This is a genomic window from Bacillus sp. 1NLA3E, assembly GCF_000242895.2.
GTDB lineage: Bacteria > Bacillota > Bacilli > Bacillales > Cytobacillaceae > Bacillus_BU.
The window spans coordinates 3,901,801-3,920,699 of record NC_021171.1 but is presented as its reverse complement, the minus strand read 5'-3'; the positions used below and the strand labels follow the sequence as shown (position 1 = coordinate 3,920,699).

Sequence of the window (18,899 nt, the reverse complement as noted above, 5' to 3'; positions counted from 1 at the left end):
TGTGGCAGAAGAAAAAACAGAAAAAGCAACCCCTTTTAAAAGGCGGGAGGCTAGAAAAAAAGGTCAGGTCGCCAAAAGTCCTGAAGTAGCATCTGCGGTTACTTTGCTCCTCGGTTTTGCCTTTTTTATGATTGGTGGGAAGATTTTTGTTGAAGGCTGCCTCAATATATTCCGGGTTAGTTTCCAGGAATATATGCAGTGGGATCTTTCTTACTCCAGTCTCTCGCTTATTTTTAAGCAGTTATTGTGGAATGGTGGGAAATTGTTGGCACCACTCTTTGGTATTATCATTTTGGCCGGGGTTGTAGCCAATTTTGCTCAGGTCGGGTTTATGATAAATGCTGAAGGAGCGAAAATGAATTTTGGTAAGATCAATCCCCTGGAGGGAGCAAAAAATATTTTTTCCCTAAGGGCATTAATGGAATTATTAAAATCCGTCCTGAAAATTGTCATCATTTCATTTGTGGTATTTTCGATTATTTGGGGTCAGAGAACAGAGCTGTTTGCACTTGGTACTAAGACTATTTGGGATACATCAAGATTTGTAGGTTCGCTTGTTATAAAAGTTGGAATCGCGGCATCCTCTTGTTTAATGATATTGGCTGCTGCAGATTACGCCTTTCGCCGGTATGAGCATGAAAAAAAGCTCCGGATGTCAAAGCAGGAAATCAAAGATGAATATAAGAAGATGGAAGGGGACCCAGTGGTTAAAGGGAAACGGCGCCAGATTCAACGGCAAATGGCAATGAACCGGATGATGCAGGATGTGCCTAAGGCTGATGTCGTTATCACAAACCCAACCCACTTCGCTGTTGCCATCCGCTATGATTTTAAAACCATGGATACTCCGATAGTCATCGCTAAAGGAAAAGAACATGTCGCTTTAAAAATTAAAGAAATTGCCAAACAACATAAAATTATGACGATAGAAAATAAACCGCTTGCCCGGGCATTATTTGCTGCGGTAGAGGTTGGGGAATCAGTCCCAGAAGAAATGTTCAATGCAGTAGGAGAGATTTTAGCATATGTTTACTATCATGAAGGCAGGTATAAGGGGATGATGAGATGAAAACAAAAGATATTTCCGTGTTGTTTGTTGTCATATTAATTGTTGCCATGATGATTATTCCTCTGCCAACTTTCTTATTGGATTTTCTATTAATTATTAATATCTGTATCTCATTGCTTATTCTGCTGGTGGCGATGAATATAAGAGAACCATTGGAGTTTTCAGTATTTCCAACAGCGTTGCTACTCACAACCTTATTCCGATTAGCCCTTAATGTGTCTACCACCCGTTCAGTTTTATCGAAAGCTGATGGTGGAAAAGTCATTGAGACGTTTGGTTCATTTGTTATTGGGGGAAACCCTGTTGTTGGTTTTGTCGTTTTCTTAATCTTAATTATCATTCAGTTCATCGTTATCACAAAAGGATCTGAACGAGTAGCGGAAGTTGCGGCGCGGTTTACACTGGATGCAATGCCAGGGAAACAAATGAGTATTGATGCCGATATGAATGCCGGGTTAATTAGTGAACATGATGCACGCGACCGCCGGAAAAAAATTGAGCAAGAGGCTGACTTCTACGGTTCTATGGATGGTGCCAGTAAATTTGTCAAAGGGGATGCCATCGCCGCCATTATCATCTTTTTGATCAATGTCATTGGTGGCTTCATCATCGGAATGGTTATCCATGGTATGCAATTTGCAGAATCACTCAGCACCTTTACGCTGTTATCTGTAGGGGATGGATTAGTAAGCCAAGTGCCTGCACTCCTTATTTCTACTGCCACCGGGATTACGGTTACACGTGCAGCATCAGATGGTAACTTAAGCTCGGATATCATACAGCAATTATTAAATTATCCAAAACTACTTTATATAGTGGCCGGAACCATTTTGGTTCTTGGTATATTTACACCAATTGGTATTTTTATCACACTTCCTATTGCAGCATTATTGGCTTTTGGTGCCTACACTATGCAACAGTCTGGTAAGCGAGAAGAACTTAACAATGAAAAAATGGAACAAGAAGGACAGGAAGAAGATCTCGGTAGTCCGGAAAAAGTGATTAATTTGCTACAACTTGATCCGTTGGAGTTGGAAATTGGCTATGGCTTAATTCCGCTGGCCGATAAAAATCAGGGTGGAGACATTCTTGATCGGATTGTCATGATTCGTAGGCAATTTGTGCTTGAATTAGGACTAGTCATCCCGACGATTCGGATTCGAGATAATTTGCAGCTACCACCAAACCAATATGTATTGAAATTTCGCGGTAGTAAAATTGTTGCAGGAGAAGTTTATCTTGACCATTTTCTCGCCATGAATCAAGGGGAAGAAAATGATGACAGGATCGAGGGAATTTCAGTGGTTGAGCCTGCGTTTGGATTGCCGGCAAAATGGGTGAGCCTGGAAGAAAAACAAAAAGCCGAACTTCTAGGTTATATGATTGTCGATCCGCCTTCGGTGATTGCCACCCATTTAACAGAAGTATTAAAACGACATGCTCACGAGTTATTACGCAGAGAAGAAACAAAAGAATTAATTGACAATCTTAAAGAAAGCCATCCGAATCTCGTCGATGAACTTGTTCCAAGCTTGCTTTCCGTTGGAGAGATTCAAAAAGTATTGCAAAATCTCTTACGTGAACAAATATCGATTCGGGATTTAGCGGTAATCTTTGAAACATTGGCAGATTATGCTGTCTATACTAAAGATCCAAAAGTACTAACGGAATATGTCCGTCAAAACATGACACGGCAAATTACCGAGCAATATGCAGATGAAGGAGTTATCCATGTGTTAACTGCAGGAGCGACGCTGGAAAAAGGAATTTCAGATAGTATTCAGCAGACCGAGGCAGGAGGATATTACCTTTCGATGGATCCGCAAATGTCGCGGAGAATTACGGAAGCATTGCACAGCCAAATTGATCGGGTTATTCAGACAGGCGGTCAGCCAATCTTCCTGACTTCCCCTTCGATTCGGATGTATTTGAAACAGTTTATTGAAAAAATCCTGCCGACGGTGCCCGTTCTTTCATATACCGAACTGGAGCCTAATATTGAGATCCAAAGTATAGGAGTGGTCAACATATGAAAACGAAAAGGATCATTGCGGAATCTATGCCCCTTGCTTTAAAAATGGTTCGGCAAGAATTAGGGGAAAACGCTATTATTGTTAACACAAGAACGATCAAAACAGGCGGCGTGTTTGGGCTGTTTTCTAAACAAAAATATGAGGTGACTGCTTATACCTTTGAAAAAGACGGTAATACTCCGGCACCTCAGTTTTCTTTAGAATTGAAAGATAAAGCAGAGAAAACCTTCCTGAAGGAAAAGGATAATAAGCACAATCCTGAAGATGTGGACGACAAAGGTTCCGGTTTTCATAAGCAGCCACAAAAACTATATAGCTATTATTCCCAACCACCTGTTCAAAAAGAACAAGCTGTTGTTGCACCCACTCCTATAGCTGAAACAGAAAATCCATTGCTCGATGAGCTACAGGATTTGCGTAAATTGATGATGAATTATGTGATGAGCGATAAAAAGAAAAATGTCCTGCCGAGAGCTGTGACTAAATGGTCAGACCGATTAAAGGAACAGGGTGTGGAGGATGATGTAGTTTTATATATTGTGAACCGTTTACTTAAACAAAATGAATCTCTAAAGGAAATGACTGCAAAAGAAATCAAACAAGAAATCATCCTGATCATTAAAGAAATCATCACAAAACGGGTTCCGGAGAATAACAACGTCAGGAAGCAGACCCTAGTAATCAATATGATTGGTCCTACAGGTGTCGGCAAAACGACCACGATTGCCAAACTGGCGACGGAGCAAATTTTAAAACAAAAGCGCCGGGTAGCGATGATAACGACTGATGTTTACCGAATTGCCGCCGTTGAACAGCTGAAAACCTATGCTGGGATTTTGAATGTTCCAATTGAAGTGGTTCGTTCAAGTGATGAATTAGGAACCGTTTTAAATAAATTGAGTAACTATGATCTAATTTATATGGATACAACCGGGAGAAATTATAAAGAACAAGCGAATCGTGAATCAATTAGCGAATTTTTACACCATCCGCTTGAAAGTGATAACTACCTTGTTCTGAGCTTGACGACGAAGTTCGAGGATTTAAAGATCCTGCTCAATGAGTTTTTAGACAGTCCAGTCCAAAAATTGATCCTGACGAAATTTGACGAAACTTCGAGCTATGGTTCGATTCTTAATATTGCCTATAAATACCCCTATCAAATTGCTTATATCACGAATGGGCAAAGTGTTCCAGAAGATATCACAGCGATTGATGCAGCACTTCTGACGAGTTACTTATTAGGGGAGGAAATCGAAAATGGATCAAGCTCAAAGCCTTCGCGAATACATGCTCAGATTTAATGTACAGCAGCAAAAAAAAGCAACCTCCCGCGTGATTACGGTTACTAGTGGTAAGGGAGGGGTTGGAAAATCAAATTTTACGCTTAACTTTGCCTTAGGTTTAAAAGCAGCTGGAAAAAAAGTTATCGTTCTCGATTTAGATTTAACCACAGCCAATATTAATATTCTTATGGGGATTACACCACGGTATAGTCTGGTTGATGTATTATCGCAGCGAAAATTGATATGGGATGTATTAGAATTGGGTACAGGAGGAATCGAGTATATCACCGGTGGACTCGAAATCCAAGATCTGCTGGAATTAGATCAAGCGAAACTTACCTTCTTCTGGAGCCAAATTCAAGGTCTGCAAAACTATGCCGATTTTATTTTATTGGATACGGGAGCGGGAATATCAAAGGAGCTCATGAATTTTATTTTAGCTTCGGATGAAACGATTTTGGTGACAACGCCTGAACCGACATCGATAGCCGATTCCTACTCAGTGGTAAAGGCTATTCATCGATACGATCAACCAACACTGAAAAAACTTAGATTGGTCGTCAATCGTGCTCATACTTATCGTGAAGCAGGAGAAACATCAAGGACATTGCAGAATGCATGCAGTACCTTTCTGAAAATGGAATTAAAATCATTAGGCCATCTGATGGAAGATGAGCATGTTCGGCAATCGGTTCGTTCACAAACGCCTTTTCTTGTTAGTTATCCAAATTGTACAGCATCGAAAAACATCAAACAAATGGTGTATTCTTATCTGCCTGAGTTGAATGAAACTTCTTCTGTTTCTCCTAAAGGATTACGGGGATTTTTCGAAAAAATCATTTCATCAGGAAAATCGTCGTAATGGGGTGGTCGAAATGAAAGCAAAGTGGGGAATTAGCCTAATTTTTGGAATCATGGCCTCTATTCTTACGTATTGTTTTTCTATTGCAAACAACACATGGCTTCCATCATTGTTCAGTGCAGTTATTGGCTTTTTTTTATTCGCAATTCTGGGGTTTTCGCTCCGATTTGTATTACTTTTTATTGCATCGGTGAACCAGGTTAATCCATTTCCTAAAGAAAGTCCAAAGGTGGACAGCTCTTCAGAAGCCCTACAGGAAAACCTGACTGAAGAAGAGTCAAATGATGAACCAGTGTTCCAGAGAATGCCCTTAGATTCTCTGCATAAAAAATAAACTCAAATCGATTGAACACGTTATCCATTAATCTACAAGTCTTAAAACAGGGGGGATAATCGTTGAAATCTGCTATAAAAGAATCTAATCTATTATGGAAGGCATACCGGGAGAATCTTGATTTCAACGCACAAGAAAGTTTGGTAAACCAATATTTGTATTTGGTTGAGCAAATGGCCAACCGCTTGAGTTTAACCATCCCTCAGCGAATTATTCCGAAAGAGGACTTGATTGGCTTAGGCTATATCGGTTTAATCGAAGCAATCAAAAAATTCGACTACAAAAAAGGGTATCAATTTGAAACGTACGGCCTTTGGCGCATTAAAGGTGCCATGTTGGACGGTATACGCAAAATGGACTGGGTTCCACGAAGCCTAAGAGAGAAAGCCAAAAAACTAAACAGTGCCTACCGACACCTGGAACAATCATTAATGAGGTCACCGACGGAAGAGGAGTTAAGTGAATACTTAAAGCTGGCTTTAGATGAAGTGGACCAGGCAATGGCAGCAATCTCTGTTTCGACCATCATCTCCCTTAATGAACCTTTGAATACAAACGATGTAGACGGAAAGCAGCAAACCCGGATTGAACAGCTGAAGGATGATCAATCAGCATCCCAGGAGCAGTTGATGCAAAGGGTGGAATTTCGGAACATGATGGCTTTAGCTATTGATAAGTTGCCTGAAAAAGAAAGACTGGTCATTTCGTTATTTTATTACGAAGGTCTTACTCAGTCAGAAATTACTGAGGTCTTGAATCTTACAAAGGGGAGGATTTCCCAGCTCCACTCCCAAGCAATTCTCCATTTACGAAAAAGTTTCGAAGATAAAGGTTTTTCCTTGGATTCTTTTGTATAGTTTTTAGTGAAGGTTAGACTACATTTTTCTATATATATATAAATTGAGTGTACTAAAGTACTAATATCACAGTATAATATCGATTGAAAAGGATTTCCTATTATTTGAGTAATATAAATTGAGGTGCTTAGATGATTCAAATTCTACTGGTTGACGACCATCCATTGGTTGGTGAAGGCACCAAGCTAATTATTGAGACTGAAGGAGACATGAAGGTTGAATTTGAGACATCTCCGATCCAGGCAATTGAACGATTAAAAACACACTCGTTTAATGTGTTGCTATTTGATCTGACTATGCCTCAAATGGATGGCTTCGAATTAACGAAAAAGGCGTTAGCCATTGATCCTCAAGCTAATGTATTAATTTTTAGTGAATGTGATATTTATCCAAATCTTGATTTGTTAATGGAGTCAGGGGCGGTTGGTTTTATCGCGAAAACAGCTACTAAGGAACAGTTAATAAGAGCGATTAGATGCGCTTTAAATCAAGAAATGGTTGTTCCGTTTTCCTGGCTGAAAGACATTTACCACGGTGACAGACCTTGGGTAAAACGAAAAATGTTTAAGGAAAAAATTTCACTCACGGACAAAGAAAAGAAAATTATGAAGGAATTAGTAAAAGGGAAAACCAACAAAGAAATGGCTCAAACCCTGTTTGTTGGCCAACGTTCATTTGAATATAGCTTAACTAAAATTTTCCATAAGCTAGGAGTCCAAACCAGGATTGAGGCCGTTGTCAAAGTAAAAGAGATGGGATTAATTGTTGATTAATAGGAAAAGTGGAAGCGCTCACTAGTTTCTTGTGCGCTTCTGCCTACAAATGCAGCAGGCACGCTTTAAAACAGATAGTATAATTAACGTAGAAAAAAACAGCGAGGGTAAGGTGCACAAGCTACTAAATAGTCATCCTTCTATGAATTAAAGCGGGGATAATCTTCTGCAGTCCCTGCTAGATCGCCTCATCAAAATCATCTTGGTTCTACACCTACACCTCAAACTTTCAACAATGATCCTCACATTTTATGTAAAAATCCCCATTCATCGAAAATATCAATCCCACGGTAATGAATACTATTTTAATAATCATAAACCCCCAGCACATTAACGCGTTGCTCCACCGGGGGTCAGGCACACTAGCCTTGCATCAATGTATATAAGTTGAATTTATTCAAAAATTTTACATTATAATTTAGATGTTGAATGAAAAAAAGGCGATCAGGGCTTAAATAGACCTTGTTCCCTTTTTTTTCCTAATTTAGTTTTCCTTCTTTTTTCTTGCCTTTTTCACCACAGCGACGTTTCCAAACAACGGTTTTTCTTTTACTAAAGGAATAGGGACTTTTTGTCTTCCCTTCGATTTTTTCCTTTTTCTGTTTAATTCTTTTAACATTCTTCTGCCCGGTAAATATAAATACGTTCGAAGAACCCGAAAGAATTCCCATGGCGTTTTTTCAGACTTCGTTTGAAGTTTTATTATAAGTGAAACACCTAACGCAATAAGGGCTAAGAACATTTGATTCCAAATTCCTTGTGGTTTTGTACTCCAGACCTTTGTTAGCTTTAGGTGTCCTTTTATCCACTTAAAAAAAAGTTCGATAAGCCAACGGTTCTTGTAGATTTCTAAGATTTGTTGATCAGTTAAATCAAAGCGTGTCGTTAAAATTCGATAGAGTCTCCCTTTTTCATCCAAAAATTCTATGTACCGAACAGGTACATTTGAAATCCCAAAATTCACTTTTGCATCTCTTTTTATGGATGGATGAGTCGGCTCATATTCTTCTAACGTATAAGTTACCAGACTCTTTCTTATACGAACTACAAATGAAATATTCCTCTCTAGCCAATCCATTAAATTCTTTTTGGAAGGATAACCTCTGTCCATTACATATGTTGCATCGTCTTCTTCAATGATGAAATCAGAGCTTTCGAAGTCACTCACAGTACCGGTGGATGGAACAATTTTATCTGGATAGGCGATATCTTTAGAAATCACAACGAGCCTAGTATGCATTTTGACCGCATTGTGGCCTTTAGAGATAAAAGCCCAATCACAAAGGTTTTCTGGTAAGCTAATTTCCGTTGAATCTACTATATTTAACCGACCGATGTCCTTTGATAATCCTTCAAAACCTTGAGTTAACTGATGAATTTTCTTAACTACTTTTACAAACATTTTTTGAACCATTTCTGTTGGAAGGTCGTTGATGTGGCGGCTTAATTGAGAACCACTAATACTTTTAATACCAATTTCTTTCCGGAGAGTAGGAAAAGCCCTTAACTTTTCTTCCATATGACTGTACGAGCACCATTGATCTAGCTGCGCTGCTACGAAAATTTTTAATAAAGCCTTTGTAGAAAGCTTCTTTCCATAATCAATTAGTGGACAATCAAAATCCTCTGTTGGAAGTAAAGATAAGCATTGACACATCAAGATTTCTTGACCTATACTTTTATTATTCAAAATTGAAAACTCCTTTGTAGAAGACTTGTTTGTTTAGGGAACAAAACAAGGTCAACAACTTCTACAATAGGAGTTTTTTTTTATTTCGTAAAGATATTAAATTACTTTTATTTCATTTTTAGTAACTTTTTTCAAGCCGTGCAAGGCTAGTGGGTCAGGCACCCATTCGCAATTTAATGTGTTAAAGCCACGATAACTCGACACATGTATTTTTTGTGAAGTTTATTGCTAGTATGAAATGTATGATTTATCCTACTAGTAGGAGGCGGATGAAAATGATGAACCACGGTAAAATTTTTGGAACAACTAGCGTAGGGGAAAGAGGACAGGTTGTTATTCCTGCAGAAGCACGCGAAGAATTAAACATTAAACCAGGTGAAAAATTTGTTGTCTTTGGTGATGCTAGAAAAGGGACAGTGATTCTGGTTAAATCTGAAATCATGAATAAGTTTGCAAATTTCTTTTTTAACAAATCAAAACGATTTGAAAAAATGGCTCAAGAAATTTTTGATAAAACAGAGGACAAACCCGAAGAAGAAGAAGAAGAGTAAATTGCAGATGTAGAAAAGGAGATCCGTTATGCGTGAAATCGCACGCTTAATCAGCAACAAGAGATTTCGCAAAACGAGTTTGATGTTTTTTGGGTTTATCGCCCAGTTTTGGTGGCTTGGCAAAACAAAAAGATTTATGTCCAAAGAAAAGGTAGATAGAAAGTATCATGCGCTCTACCTTTCCCAAGCGAAAAGGTTCACTTCAGAAGCGATAGAAATGGGTGGCCTGATTATTAAGCTCGGTCAATTTGTCAGCTCCAGGGTGGATATTTTACCAAAAGAATATACCGATACATTATCACAGCTCCAAGATTCAGTTTCTCCTGAAGACACGGACGAAATCATTAATAGAATAGAAGAAGAACGATCAAGCAAAATTGGAGACATCTTCTCGCATTTCGAACAAACTCCCCTTGCAGCTGCTTCGTTAGGACAGGTACATAAAGCGACTTTGCCTGATGGAACATGGGTTGCAGTAAAAGTGATGCGTCCAGGAATAGAGGATATTGTAGCGCTTGATTTAGCAACCATGAGGGTTCTGATTGCCTTTGCCCGCCGATTTACGAAAATCGGTAAGACCATGGATTTAAAGGATGTTTATGAGGAATTTGAAGAGGTCATTACCAAAGAGCTTGATTATCAAAAAGAAGCTCAACATCTTGAGCGTTTCCGTGAAAATTTCAGTGAATTTCCAGGGGTTACCGTTCCGAAAATATATTCCGATTTTTGCACAAAAAAGCTGCTTGTTATGGAATTTATCGAGGGTGTAAAGATCAATGAAATTCAAAAACTCGATGAGGCAGGAATCAATAAAAGCAATTTGGCAAAAATTCTTTTCTTGTCCTATCTAAAACAATTATTTGAGGATGGATTTTTTCACGCCGACCCTCACCCAGGGAATATTTTAGTGAAGAAAGATGGAACAATTGCTTACATTGATTTCGGAATGGTCGGGACCGTCTCAGACACGATGAAGGAAAACATGTTCAAGCTTGCGCTCGGAATTTATGTAAAAGACTTCAGTGGGGTAGTAGAGGCGCTTGATGGTCTCGGATTTTTAAGGAAAAAGGCCAACAAAACCGTTTTAACCAAAAATATAAAGGTAATTCTTGAGAATTTCTCCGACGGCAGTTTTGATTTTAATAAAATCGATCAAGGTGATTTTCTCGAGGAATTACGAGATTTCCTATATCAGCAGCCATTCCAAATTCCCTCACGAACAACATTTTTAGGAAAAGCAATTATTACCGTCTTTAGTTTATGCAAAGGTTTGGACGAAAAGTTTGATTTTATTGCTATGGCAAAACCTTATGTTGAAGATATGATGAATAGTGAAACGAGCAACGTCGGTAAAGAAACAATCATTGATCAAGTAAAGGAATCGCTTCTAAAAGTTATTCCTACCTCAAAAAAGGTTTTCACGCTTATCGATCAAGTGCAATCAGGTGAATTAAGGGTTAAGCCATCAGTGGCATTTGAAAATAAGATCATCAATCAGCAGGACATGAACAATAAAAAAATTATTTATGCAATATTAGGTACGGGTCTCTTGCTTTCTGGTACCCAGCTATTGGACTACAGCTTTCGAGTTGGGGTTTCATTTATGATAGTCGGATCGCTTATAACCGTAATACAGCTTATGCGAAAATCAACCACAAAAAGAAGAAGACCCCCAAGAGGTCATGGTTTTATGAAATAAAAAAACATTTAGCTCTAGGCAAAGGACTGTCGAGGTTTCTCGGCAGTTCTTTACATTTTATAAAGTATATATAATGCTCACTGGGAAATTTGTGAAAAGAGGTTTTTAGAAAAATTTTCTGATTGCGTAAGTTGAACTCATAGGTTATTATAGTTTTTATGTGTAATGATAGTATAAAAAAATGAACTGAAAGTTTATGGGAGGCAAAAAGTGAATACAACCAGTACAAATACAACCAAGCCGCAGTGGGGGATTATTGTCATATTACTTATTGGGGCTTTTATTTCAATGTTAAATGAAACTCTTCTTAATGTGGCGCTTCCGTCAATTATGAAGGATTTAGATATACCAGCTTCATCTGTTCAGTGGCTTTCAACAGGGTATATGTTAGTGAATGGGATCATGATTCCAGCCACAGCATTTTTGATTCAAAAATATTCAACACGCCGATTATTTTTAACGGCATTGAGTTTATTTACCATCGGTACGATAATCGCAGGTTTTGCCACAACGTTTCCGGTATTATTAAGTGCACGTATGGTTCAAGCATCAGGATCAGCGATTATGATGCCGTTGTTAATGAATGTTATGTTAACAAGCTTTCCAATTGAAAAACGGGGAGCAGCAATGGGGTTATTCGGATTAGTATTTATTTTCGCCCCAGCAGTTGGTCCAACTTTATCTGGTTGGCTCATCGAACATTATAACTGGAGAATTCTTTTCCATCTCGTTACACCAATTGCGGCAATCGTGTTAGTCGTTGCCTTCTTTTTATTAAAAGATAAAAAGGATAAAGTGGATCTCCGACTTGATTTATTTTCCCTTGTCCTATCAAGCATAGGCTTTGGTGGCTTATTATATGGATTTAGTTCTGCAGGAACCAAAGGCTGGGATAGTCCACAGGTGTATGTCACGCTTATTGTAGGCGCAATTTCATTAGTATTATTTATCTTGCGTCAGTTTAAGCTAGAAAAACCGATGCTGGAATTCCGAATCTATAAATATCCAATGTTTGCTTTATCATCAGCTATTTCAATTTTTATCACTATGGCTATGTTTTCAGCTATGCTGTTATTGCCAATATATGTACAGACCATTCGTGGGATATCACCATTCCATTCCGGTTTATTGATGCTGCCGGGTGCCATCTTAATGGGAATCATGTCACCTATTACAGGTAAATTATTTGATAAATTTGGTGGACGTATTTTAGCAATTACTGGATTAACGATTACGACATTAACAAGTTTTGCATTTAGCAAGCTTTCATTAGATACGTCGTATACACATCTACTTTTGATATACTCAGCTCGGATGTTCGGAATATCGATGGTCATGATGCCGGTTATGACTAACGGTTTGAATCAATTGCCTGCTCACTTATATCCACACGGGACAGCAATGAACAACACAATGCAACAGGTTTCTGGTGCAATCGGGTCAGCGTTGTTGGTTACGGTCATGTCAAACAGGATGAAAACTCATGCCAAGGAAATTGCCGATTCCGCAATGAAGCATTTTACAGGGCAACCAACTCCTGATGCCATCGCAACAATGAAACAACAAATTGCAACGAAAGCCATGCTCGAAGGAATTAATGATGCTTTCTTGGTGAGTGTAGGAATAGCACTAGTCGCTCTTATTCTTGCGTTCTTTATCAAACGCACGTCGAAACAAACGCAAGCTTCAAAACTGGAAGGTGCAAAAAGCACCATCACCACAAAACCAGTAGTAGAAAATTAATATGAGAAACTCCGTGTCCATTTAAGGGCACGGAGTTTTTTGTTAAGGAAACCTCCATTTGCATCAAGTGGATCACTCAAGTATTAAGTTTATACATACTCGCAAACATCCGTTTTAAAAGGTATAGTATTTATGTATAAAAAACACTAATAATAGAACTTTTTAAAATAAATGGTGGTGGAAAATGTTATGCAAAGAGCCAAAATATCAACTTACGAGCGAATTGCGATTGATCTGGCTAATCGGATATATGATGGGAAATTTAAAGAGGGTGAAAAAATCCACGGAAGATCTACCTTAGCAAGTGATTACAAGGTATCTCCTGAGACAGTAAGGAGAGCTATCAAGATCTTAGAAGACGTGGAAATAGTTCAATCAACGAAGGGAAGCGGGATTGTCATCTCTTCCCGTGAAAATGCGTTTAAATACATTAACAGGTTTTCAAGTCTAGCGAGTATAAATGATTTGGAAAAACAAATGAATACATTAATTACAGAACGTGAAAAGCTGGACGATCAGCTATTTGAAACAGTACGAAAAATCAAGGATTATTCAGTTACGTTGCGCTACACAAATCCATTGGCTCCGATCGAGATAGAGGTGGCTTCCGGCTGTAGTCACATTGGTAAGACGATTTCAGAAGTGATGTTTTGGCAAAATACGGGTGGAACGGTGATTGGAATGAAAAGAAAGGGAGAGCTGATCATCTCTCCCGGACCATATGCTTTAATTTTAGAAGGAGATATCTTACTAATTATTGGTAATGAGGTAGCTTACGAAAGGGTACGGAGTTTTTTACAAGATTGATCTAAATATAAATTAAAAGAATCGGCTCACTTCATTACTGAAGGAGCCGATTTTTGGATTTCTATTTTAATAGGTTTTCTTTTTCTAAATATTCCTTAGCTACTTTTGCCGGGGCTTGTTTCAGGCTGTCGACTTTATAGTTAAGCTTACGCATCTTTTCATCTGTAAGTTTTCCTGAAAGGGAATTAATGGCATCCCTTAGCTCAGGATATTTTTTCAATGTTTCCTGCTTGATGATCGGTACAGCATAGTAAGGAGGGAAGAAATTCTTATCATCCTTTAATACTTTTAAATGAAACGCTTCGAGTAGGCCGTCCGTGGAAAAAGCATCAATGGCATCACTCTTATGATTATTAAGAGCAGTATAGCGTAATCCGCCATCTAAAGCTTTTACCTCTTTAAAATTCATTTCATACTTTTTGGAAAGTCCGATTAATCCGTCCTCACGATTCGAGAATTCGATGGTTGGACCAAAAATTAAGCCATCGCTCACCTTTGCAAGATCAGAAATTGAAGCCAATCCATATTCTTTTGCAGTTTCTTGTCGCACCGCCACAGCATAGGTGTTATTAAATCCAAGCGGTTTTAGCAATTCAATCCCATATTTTTGATTGAATTTCTGTTTAACAGTGTCATAGACTTGATCTGGATCACTCTCAGGAGGCTCATTCAAGATATTTACTAATCCAGTCCCAGTGTATTCTACATATAAATCAATATCTCCATTGTTAAGAGCGCTAAAGGCTACTTGACTTCCGCCAAGATTTAGCTTTCTTTCTACTTCAATATCAGTCTTGTTTTCTATTAAGTCGGCTAGCATGTTCCCCAATATTAGTTGTTCACTGAAATTTTTTGAGCCAATTACAATCTTATCTTTTGCTTTTACCTGGGAAAAAATCGTGATTGTACCTGCTGCAATCAGCAATATAATGCTGAACGCAATGATTAATCTTTTCGATCTGCCATTGCTCTTTTTAGATGATGACTGATTGCTTTTCTTTTTACTAGTATAGGAAAGTGAAGTTTCCAGTTTCCCGACAACAAAGTCAATTAGCAGTGCTAATATACACGCTGGGATTGCACCACCCAAAATCATATTATTATCTACGGTTTGTACACCTGAAAATACGAGGTAACCTAGCCCGCCAGCACCAACAAAAGCGGCAATTGTCATCAATCCAACAGCTGTAACGGCAGAAATTCTGATCCCAGCCATGATCATCGGGAAGGCTAATGGCAACTGAATCTTTCGCATCGTTTGACTCTTAGTTAAACCGATACCTTCAGCAGCTTCGAGAATGTCTGAATCTATATTGGTCAATCCAGTATAAGTGTTTTTGACAATCGGAAGCAGGGAATATAGAACGACCATAACAACCGCTGGCGTACTCCCTATTCCAATAAATGGGATTAAGAATCCTAGAAGCGCCAAACTCGGTACGGCTTGGATGACATTAGTAGTACCAATAATAGGTTTCGATAGCTTCGGCTCCTTTGAGATAAGAATACCAAGTGGAACTCCAATCACAATTGCTATTGATACAGAAAAAACACTTAAGTAAAGATGTTGACCTAGTAAACTGAGAATTTGCTGATAGTTTGTTGTGATGTATGTCCAAAATTCACCCATTAAAAGGCCACCTCCAAATCAATTAATTGGCTACTTAAAACAGATAAAATGCTGCTTCTCGTAATAAGACCAATCAACTTCTTTTCATCATTGATAACTGGTACATAACCGATCTTATTTTCATTCATCGTGACCAATACCGAGATTAAGTTTGAATCCTGGGTAACGAACAGAACATTTTGATTCATTACTTCTTCAATGATGGCAGTTCGGTTTAGTAATTGGATGCTCTTCAACGTTACCATTCCGAGCAGTACATTATTTTTATCCGTTACCATTAAGCTGTCGACTTTATTCTCCTTCATGATCTCGATAGCTTGAAGAACATTTCGTTTCGGAGAAATTTTAACGGGGTTGTGAACCATAATATCTTCAGATTTTAATAATTCGGGGTTATTCCAGACCCGTCTTTTACCAATAAAGCTTTCCACAAAGTCATTTGCAGGATATTTTAAAATGTTTTCAGGGGTATCATATTGAAGAATATTACCATCTTTTAGTAAACAGATTTTGTCGGCAATTTTGATTGCTTCGTCCATATCATGGGTCACGAAGATAATCGTCTTGTTTAATTCCTTTTGCATTTGGAACAGTTCCTCTTGTAGCGAACTCCTTGTGACAGGATCCAAGGCACTGAATGGTTCGTCCATTAAAATAATGTCGGATTCGGTAGAAAAAGCCCTTGCCACACCAATTCTCTGCTGCTGTCCGCCACTCAATTCCCTCGGGAAACGATGTAAATATTCAGTTGGATTCAATCCAACCATTTGAAGTAACTCCGCGGTTTTTTTTGTGATTGCTTGAGGATTTTCACCTTTAAGCTTTGGAATGAGCTCCAAGTTTTCTTGTATCGACATATGAGGAAACAGCCCGGTATTCTGAATAACATATCCAATGTTTCTTCTAAGTTCTATCGCATTTAAGGTGGAAATATTTTTTCCATTTACAAATATTTCACCCGAAGTCGGTTGAATTAATTTATTTACCATTTTCAATAAAGTGGTTTTGCCACAACCACTTGGGCCTACAAATACAACCAACTGACCTGCTTCAATATTTAATGAAAAATGATCAATAATGGTCTTGTTCCGATACTTCTTTCCAATATTTTTGAACTGAATCATTTTCATTCCTCCTCTATAAAATAATATGATTCAGTGAAATGCAACAACTTAATGTTAACATACAAGTTGTTAGTTCGTCGAATTGTGGAACAAATTTCCTTTTTAATTTGCAATGGGTAGTGTCTCTAAATAATCATTTTGTTAATTTAAATGTAAATAAAACAAGCTTGTTTAATAAAATTTACAAAGTCAGAAGCTGCTCAAACTACCTTATTGTGTAAGTTAATCTGAAAAACTTTGATAGTTCCACATGCGGGTTGGAAGTTAAACTCTGCCAATTTTTATATAAAAAGAAACCTCCTAAAGTTAACAGGAGGTTTTTAGATTAAAAAAATCGTTGAGGAATGTCGTTTTATTGCTCCAATAAGCTGTTCAAAGAGACCTCTTGTTCTTTTTCTGGTTGATCAAGGGGATAGATTCTAGCTGTTTCATTTTTTTCATCTACTCCCTGAATATATATTTGCGTCCCATTATAGATTACATTGGCCATAACTGGGGAAGCAGCGATCTCTTTTGCACGTTGTTTGTTCATATTAATGTCCTCCTTTAATTTTCAACAATAAAATTATTTACTTAAAACCTGTGAATCATTCTAATTTGTCGAACATCATTATAAGAACTGCTTGAGGATTATATGGAAGATAGGTCAGGCGAATTTCTGTTCATCATTTGTGCTGAGTGCCTCGGTATAAGACATAAGTAAATTTTCAAAAATCAAGTCCCACTTTTGTCCTAATGCATAATTTCTTCCCTCCATGCCCATTTGAAATCGTAGGCTATCATGATTAATTAGCTGGAGAATTCTTATGGTAAAATCTTGCACATTACCTGGTCTACATAATTGTCCGGTTATACCCGGTTGAATGATATTTTTCACTCCACCTGAATCGGAACCAACTACTGGTGTACCGCTTGCAAGAGCCTCAAGTACAACATTCCCAAACGTTTCTGAAGAAGATGGGAAAACAAAAATATCAGATGCTGAATACACTTCTGCCAAAGCATCCCCTTTTAAATATCCAGTAAAGGACATGTTAGGTGGTGATTCATTTTGAAGTGCTTCACGTAAAGGACCATCTCCGACTACTAACCATTGAATGTCCTGATTTATTTTTGCTGGAATTGATCTTGCTATAGCAAGGAGAGTATTCAAATCTTTTTCAGGAGCTAACCGACCGACATAGGTAAGGAGATATTTTTTTTGAATTCCTAATCGACTTTGAATTAATTTCTTATCATAGTAGGGATGAAAAAGGCGGCAATCAACACCCCGAGGCCATAATTCAAGGTTTGTGAATCCACGGCGCTTGAGCTGATCAATTGTCTCATTTGAGGGGACGAATAACTTTTTAAACGGTCGATGGAACCAATTAATGTATTTCCAAAGGTATTTAGATAGAAATGAAGGTCATAGAATTTCAAATAATAATCGAAGTCAGTGTGATACGATCCGACAAGTGGAATATTTAGTCTTTTTGCATAATAAACTCCACAAAGACCAAGGTTAAACGGAGTGGCGACATGGATCAAATCTGGAGAAAAGCTTTGCAACTCTGACTTGATATGGGAAGGGTTGGGAAAAGCTAATCGGCATTCAGGATACAAGGAAAAGGGTAGACTTTTGAAACGGTGGATATGATTCACTGCGTATTCATTGGAACCATCCTCTGGAGCAAATATTTTGCAAGTAATATTTTGCGAGTGTAAATAATCGGTTAACCTTTTAAGAGTACAAGCAACCCCATTGATATCTGGATAATAGGTGTCTGAAAAAAAGGCAATCTTCATCAAATCCCCCCTGTAAAAAACAAATTCGATTCCTTCCTAAAAACTGTTGAAAAAATAAAAACAAAGGGTTGCTGTAAAAGATCCAAGAACGCAACCGGCTATTACATCCGAAGGATAATGAAGACCTAAATAAATTCTAGATAGTCCGATACAAAGTCCGATTGGTATGAGAATCAAAGAGAGTTTTGGTAAGAATAAGACGAATGGCATGATGACCGAAAAAACTGCTGTTGTATGTCCTGAAGGAAAAGAGTGATCCTTGAGCGGGTTAACAGGAAATTTTGCCTTTTTTAATGTCAAATAGGGTCTTTTTCGTGGATACAGTTTTTTAACAAAATGTACTGGTAGATGGCTTAAAGCTAGTGCCATTGCGCTAGAGATTGCCGTTATTCTTGTTTGGTTAGTAGTAAGGGAAATGAGCATCAGTGCAGTCACAATCGTAAATGGTGCTCCACCTATATGGGTAATTGTCCTGAAAAAGAGGTTTAACAACTTTTTATCAAAATGACGGTTTACCTCTTTAAATAGTCGACATTCAAAGTCATAAAAGGAATAAAGGAATCTATTCATCATCTGTCCCCCCAAAAAAGGATTTACGATAAGACACTTTTATTTTAGCTGAATAATATTTAGCAGATGCTAAGGGAATGTAA

The 18,899-nt window shown here is 38.0% G+C and carries 16 protein-coding genes and 1 pseudogene; 11 read left to right on the top strand and 6 right to left on the bottom strand.

The genetic code is table 11. The annotated features are described in order from the left end of the window. The first annotated feature begins 1 nt into the window (after nt 1). The 7 genes from flhB (at nt 2) to B1NLA3E_RS18805 (ending at nt 7,214) form a co-directional block, all read left to right on the top strand. Nucleotides 2-1,069: a flagellar biosynthesis protein FlhB gene (gene flhB, locus B1NLA3E_RS18835; protein ID WP_015595404.1), complete on the top strand. Its 1,068-nt coding sequence runs from the start codon at nt 2-4 to the stop codon at nt 1,067-1,069. Further along, entirely contained in the window at nt 1,066-3,102 is a 2,037-nt protein-coding gene (gene flhA, locus B1NLA3E_RS18830; protein WP_015595403.1) for a flagellar biosynthesis protein FlhA, read from the top strand. Before flhB ends, flhA begins: the two co-directional genes overlap by 4 nt. Then, a complete protein-coding gene (gene flhF / locus B1NLA3E_RS18825) occupies nt 3,099-4,406 on the top strand; it encodes a flagellar biosynthesis protein FlhF (protein WP_015595402.1) in 1,308 nt (435 codons plus the stop codon). The genes flhA and flhF overlap by 4 nt, the downstream gene beginning before the upstream one ends. Beyond that, complete coding sequence (locus tag B1NLA3E_RS18820; RefSeq protein WP_015595401.1) at nt 4,363-5,250, top strand: MinD/ParA family protein; 888 nt, start codon at nt 4,363-4,365, stop codon at nt 5,248-5,250. The genes flhF and B1NLA3E_RS18820 overlap by 44 nt, the downstream gene beginning before the upstream one ends. Nucleotides 5,251-5,263: 13 nt before the next feature. Continuing rightward, nucleotides 5,264-5,584, top strand: a complete 321-nt coding sequence (locus B1NLA3E_RS18815) for a hypothetical protein (RefSeq protein ID WP_015595400.1) — start codon at nt 5,264-5,266, stop codon at nt 5,582-5,584. A gap of 62 nt (nt 5,585-5,646) precedes the next feature. Further along, entirely contained in the window at nt 5,647-6,441 is a 795-nt protein-coding gene (locus tag B1NLA3E_RS18810; RefSeq protein WP_015595399.1) for a sigma-70 family RNA polymerase sigma factor, read from the top strand. Nucleotides 6,442-6,572: 131 nt separating this feature from the next. Beyond that, nucleotides 6,573-7,214: a response regulator transcription factor gene (locus B1NLA3E_RS18805; protein WP_015595398.1), complete on the top strand. Its 642-nt coding sequence runs from the start codon at nt 6,573-6,575 to the stop codon at nt 7,212-7,214. A 484-nt stretch (nt 7,215-7,698) separates the two neighbouring features. Here the strand turns inward: B1NLA3E_RS18805 and B1NLA3E_RS18800 are convergent, their stop codons facing one another. Beyond that, a complete protein-coding gene (locus B1NLA3E_RS18800; RefSeq protein WP_015595397.1) occupies nt 7,699-8,904 on the bottom strand; it encodes an IS4 family transposase in 1,206 nt (401 codons plus the stop codon). Nucleotides 8,905-9,173: 269 nt separating this feature from the next. Here B1NLA3E_RS18800 and B1NLA3E_RS18795 point away from each other — a divergent pair, with 269 nt between their 5' ends. From B1NLA3E_RS18795 to B1NLA3E_RS18780, 4 genes are all read left to right on the top strand, one after another. Continuing rightward, complete coding sequence (locus B1NLA3E_RS18795; RefSeq protein ID WP_015595396.1) at nt 9,174-9,455, top strand: AbrB/MazE/SpoVT family DNA-binding domain-containing protein; 282 nt, start codon at nt 9,174-9,176, stop codon at nt 9,453-9,455. A 28-nt stretch (nt 9,456-9,483) separates the two neighbouring features. After that, nucleotides 9,484-11,154 carry an ABC1 kinase family protein gene (locus B1NLA3E_RS18790; RefSeq protein WP_015595395.1) on the top strand — a complete coding sequence of 557 codons (1,671 nt, stop codon included), beginning with the start codon at nt 9,484-9,486 and terminating at the stop codon, nt 11,152-11,154. A 210-nt stretch (nt 11,155-11,364) separates the two neighbouring features. After that, nucleotides 11,365-12,897: a DHA2 family efflux MFS transporter permease subunit gene (locus B1NLA3E_RS18785; protein WP_015595394.1), complete on the top strand. Its 1,533-nt coding sequence runs from the start codon at nt 11,365-11,367 to the stop codon at nt 12,895-12,897. A gap of 189 nt (nt 12,898-13,086) precedes the next feature. After that, on the top strand, nt 13,087-13,704 hold the full coding sequence (locus B1NLA3E_RS18780; RefSeq protein ID WP_041580679.1) for a TrkA C-terminal domain-containing protein: 618 nt from the start codon (nt 13,087-13,089) through the stop codon (nt 13,702-13,704). Between the two features lie 61 nt (nt 13,705-13,765). Here B1NLA3E_RS18780 and B1NLA3E_RS18775 read toward each other — a convergent pair whose 3' ends face one another. The 5 genes and pseudogenes from B1NLA3E_RS18775 to B1NLA3E_RS18755 form a co-directional block, all read right to left on the bottom strand. Next, nucleotides 13,766-15,334 (bottom strand): ABC transporter permease/substrate-binding protein, encoded by a 1,569-nt coding sequence (locus B1NLA3E_RS18775; protein WP_015595392.1) that lies wholly within the window; start codon nt 15,332-15,334, stop codon nt 13,766-13,768. Beyond that, nucleotides 15,334-16,458 carry a betaine/proline/choline family ABC transporter ATP-binding protein gene (locus tag B1NLA3E_RS18770; RefSeq protein WP_015595391.1) on the bottom strand — a complete coding sequence of 375 codons (1,125 nt, stop codon included), beginning with the start codon at nt 16,456-16,458 and terminating at the stop codon, nt 15,334-15,336. Before B1NLA3E_RS18770 ends, B1NLA3E_RS18775 begins: the two co-directional genes overlap by 1 nt. Nucleotides 16,459-16,810: 352 nt before the next feature. Further along, nucleotides 16,811-16,990: a small acid-soluble spore protein H gene (locus B1NLA3E_RS18765; RefSeq protein ID WP_015595390.1), complete on the bottom strand. Its 180-nt coding sequence runs from the start codon at nt 16,988-16,990 to the stop codon at nt 16,811-16,813. Nucleotides 16,991-17,104: 114 nt separating this feature from the next. Next, nucleotides 17,105-18,246 (bottom strand): annotated as a pseudogene (locus tag B1NLA3E_RS18760) (glycosyltransferase family 4 protein). Nucleotides 18,247-18,282: 36 nt separating this feature from the next. Next, the gene (locus tag B1NLA3E_RS18755) at nt 18,283-18,816 is read right to left on the bottom strand and encodes a phosphatase PAP2 family protein (RefSeq protein ID WP_015595387.1); all 534 of its coding nucleotides are present in this window, start codon (nt 18,814-18,816) and stop codon (nt 18,283-18,285) included. Nucleotides 18,817-18,899 lie beyond the last annotated feature (83 nt).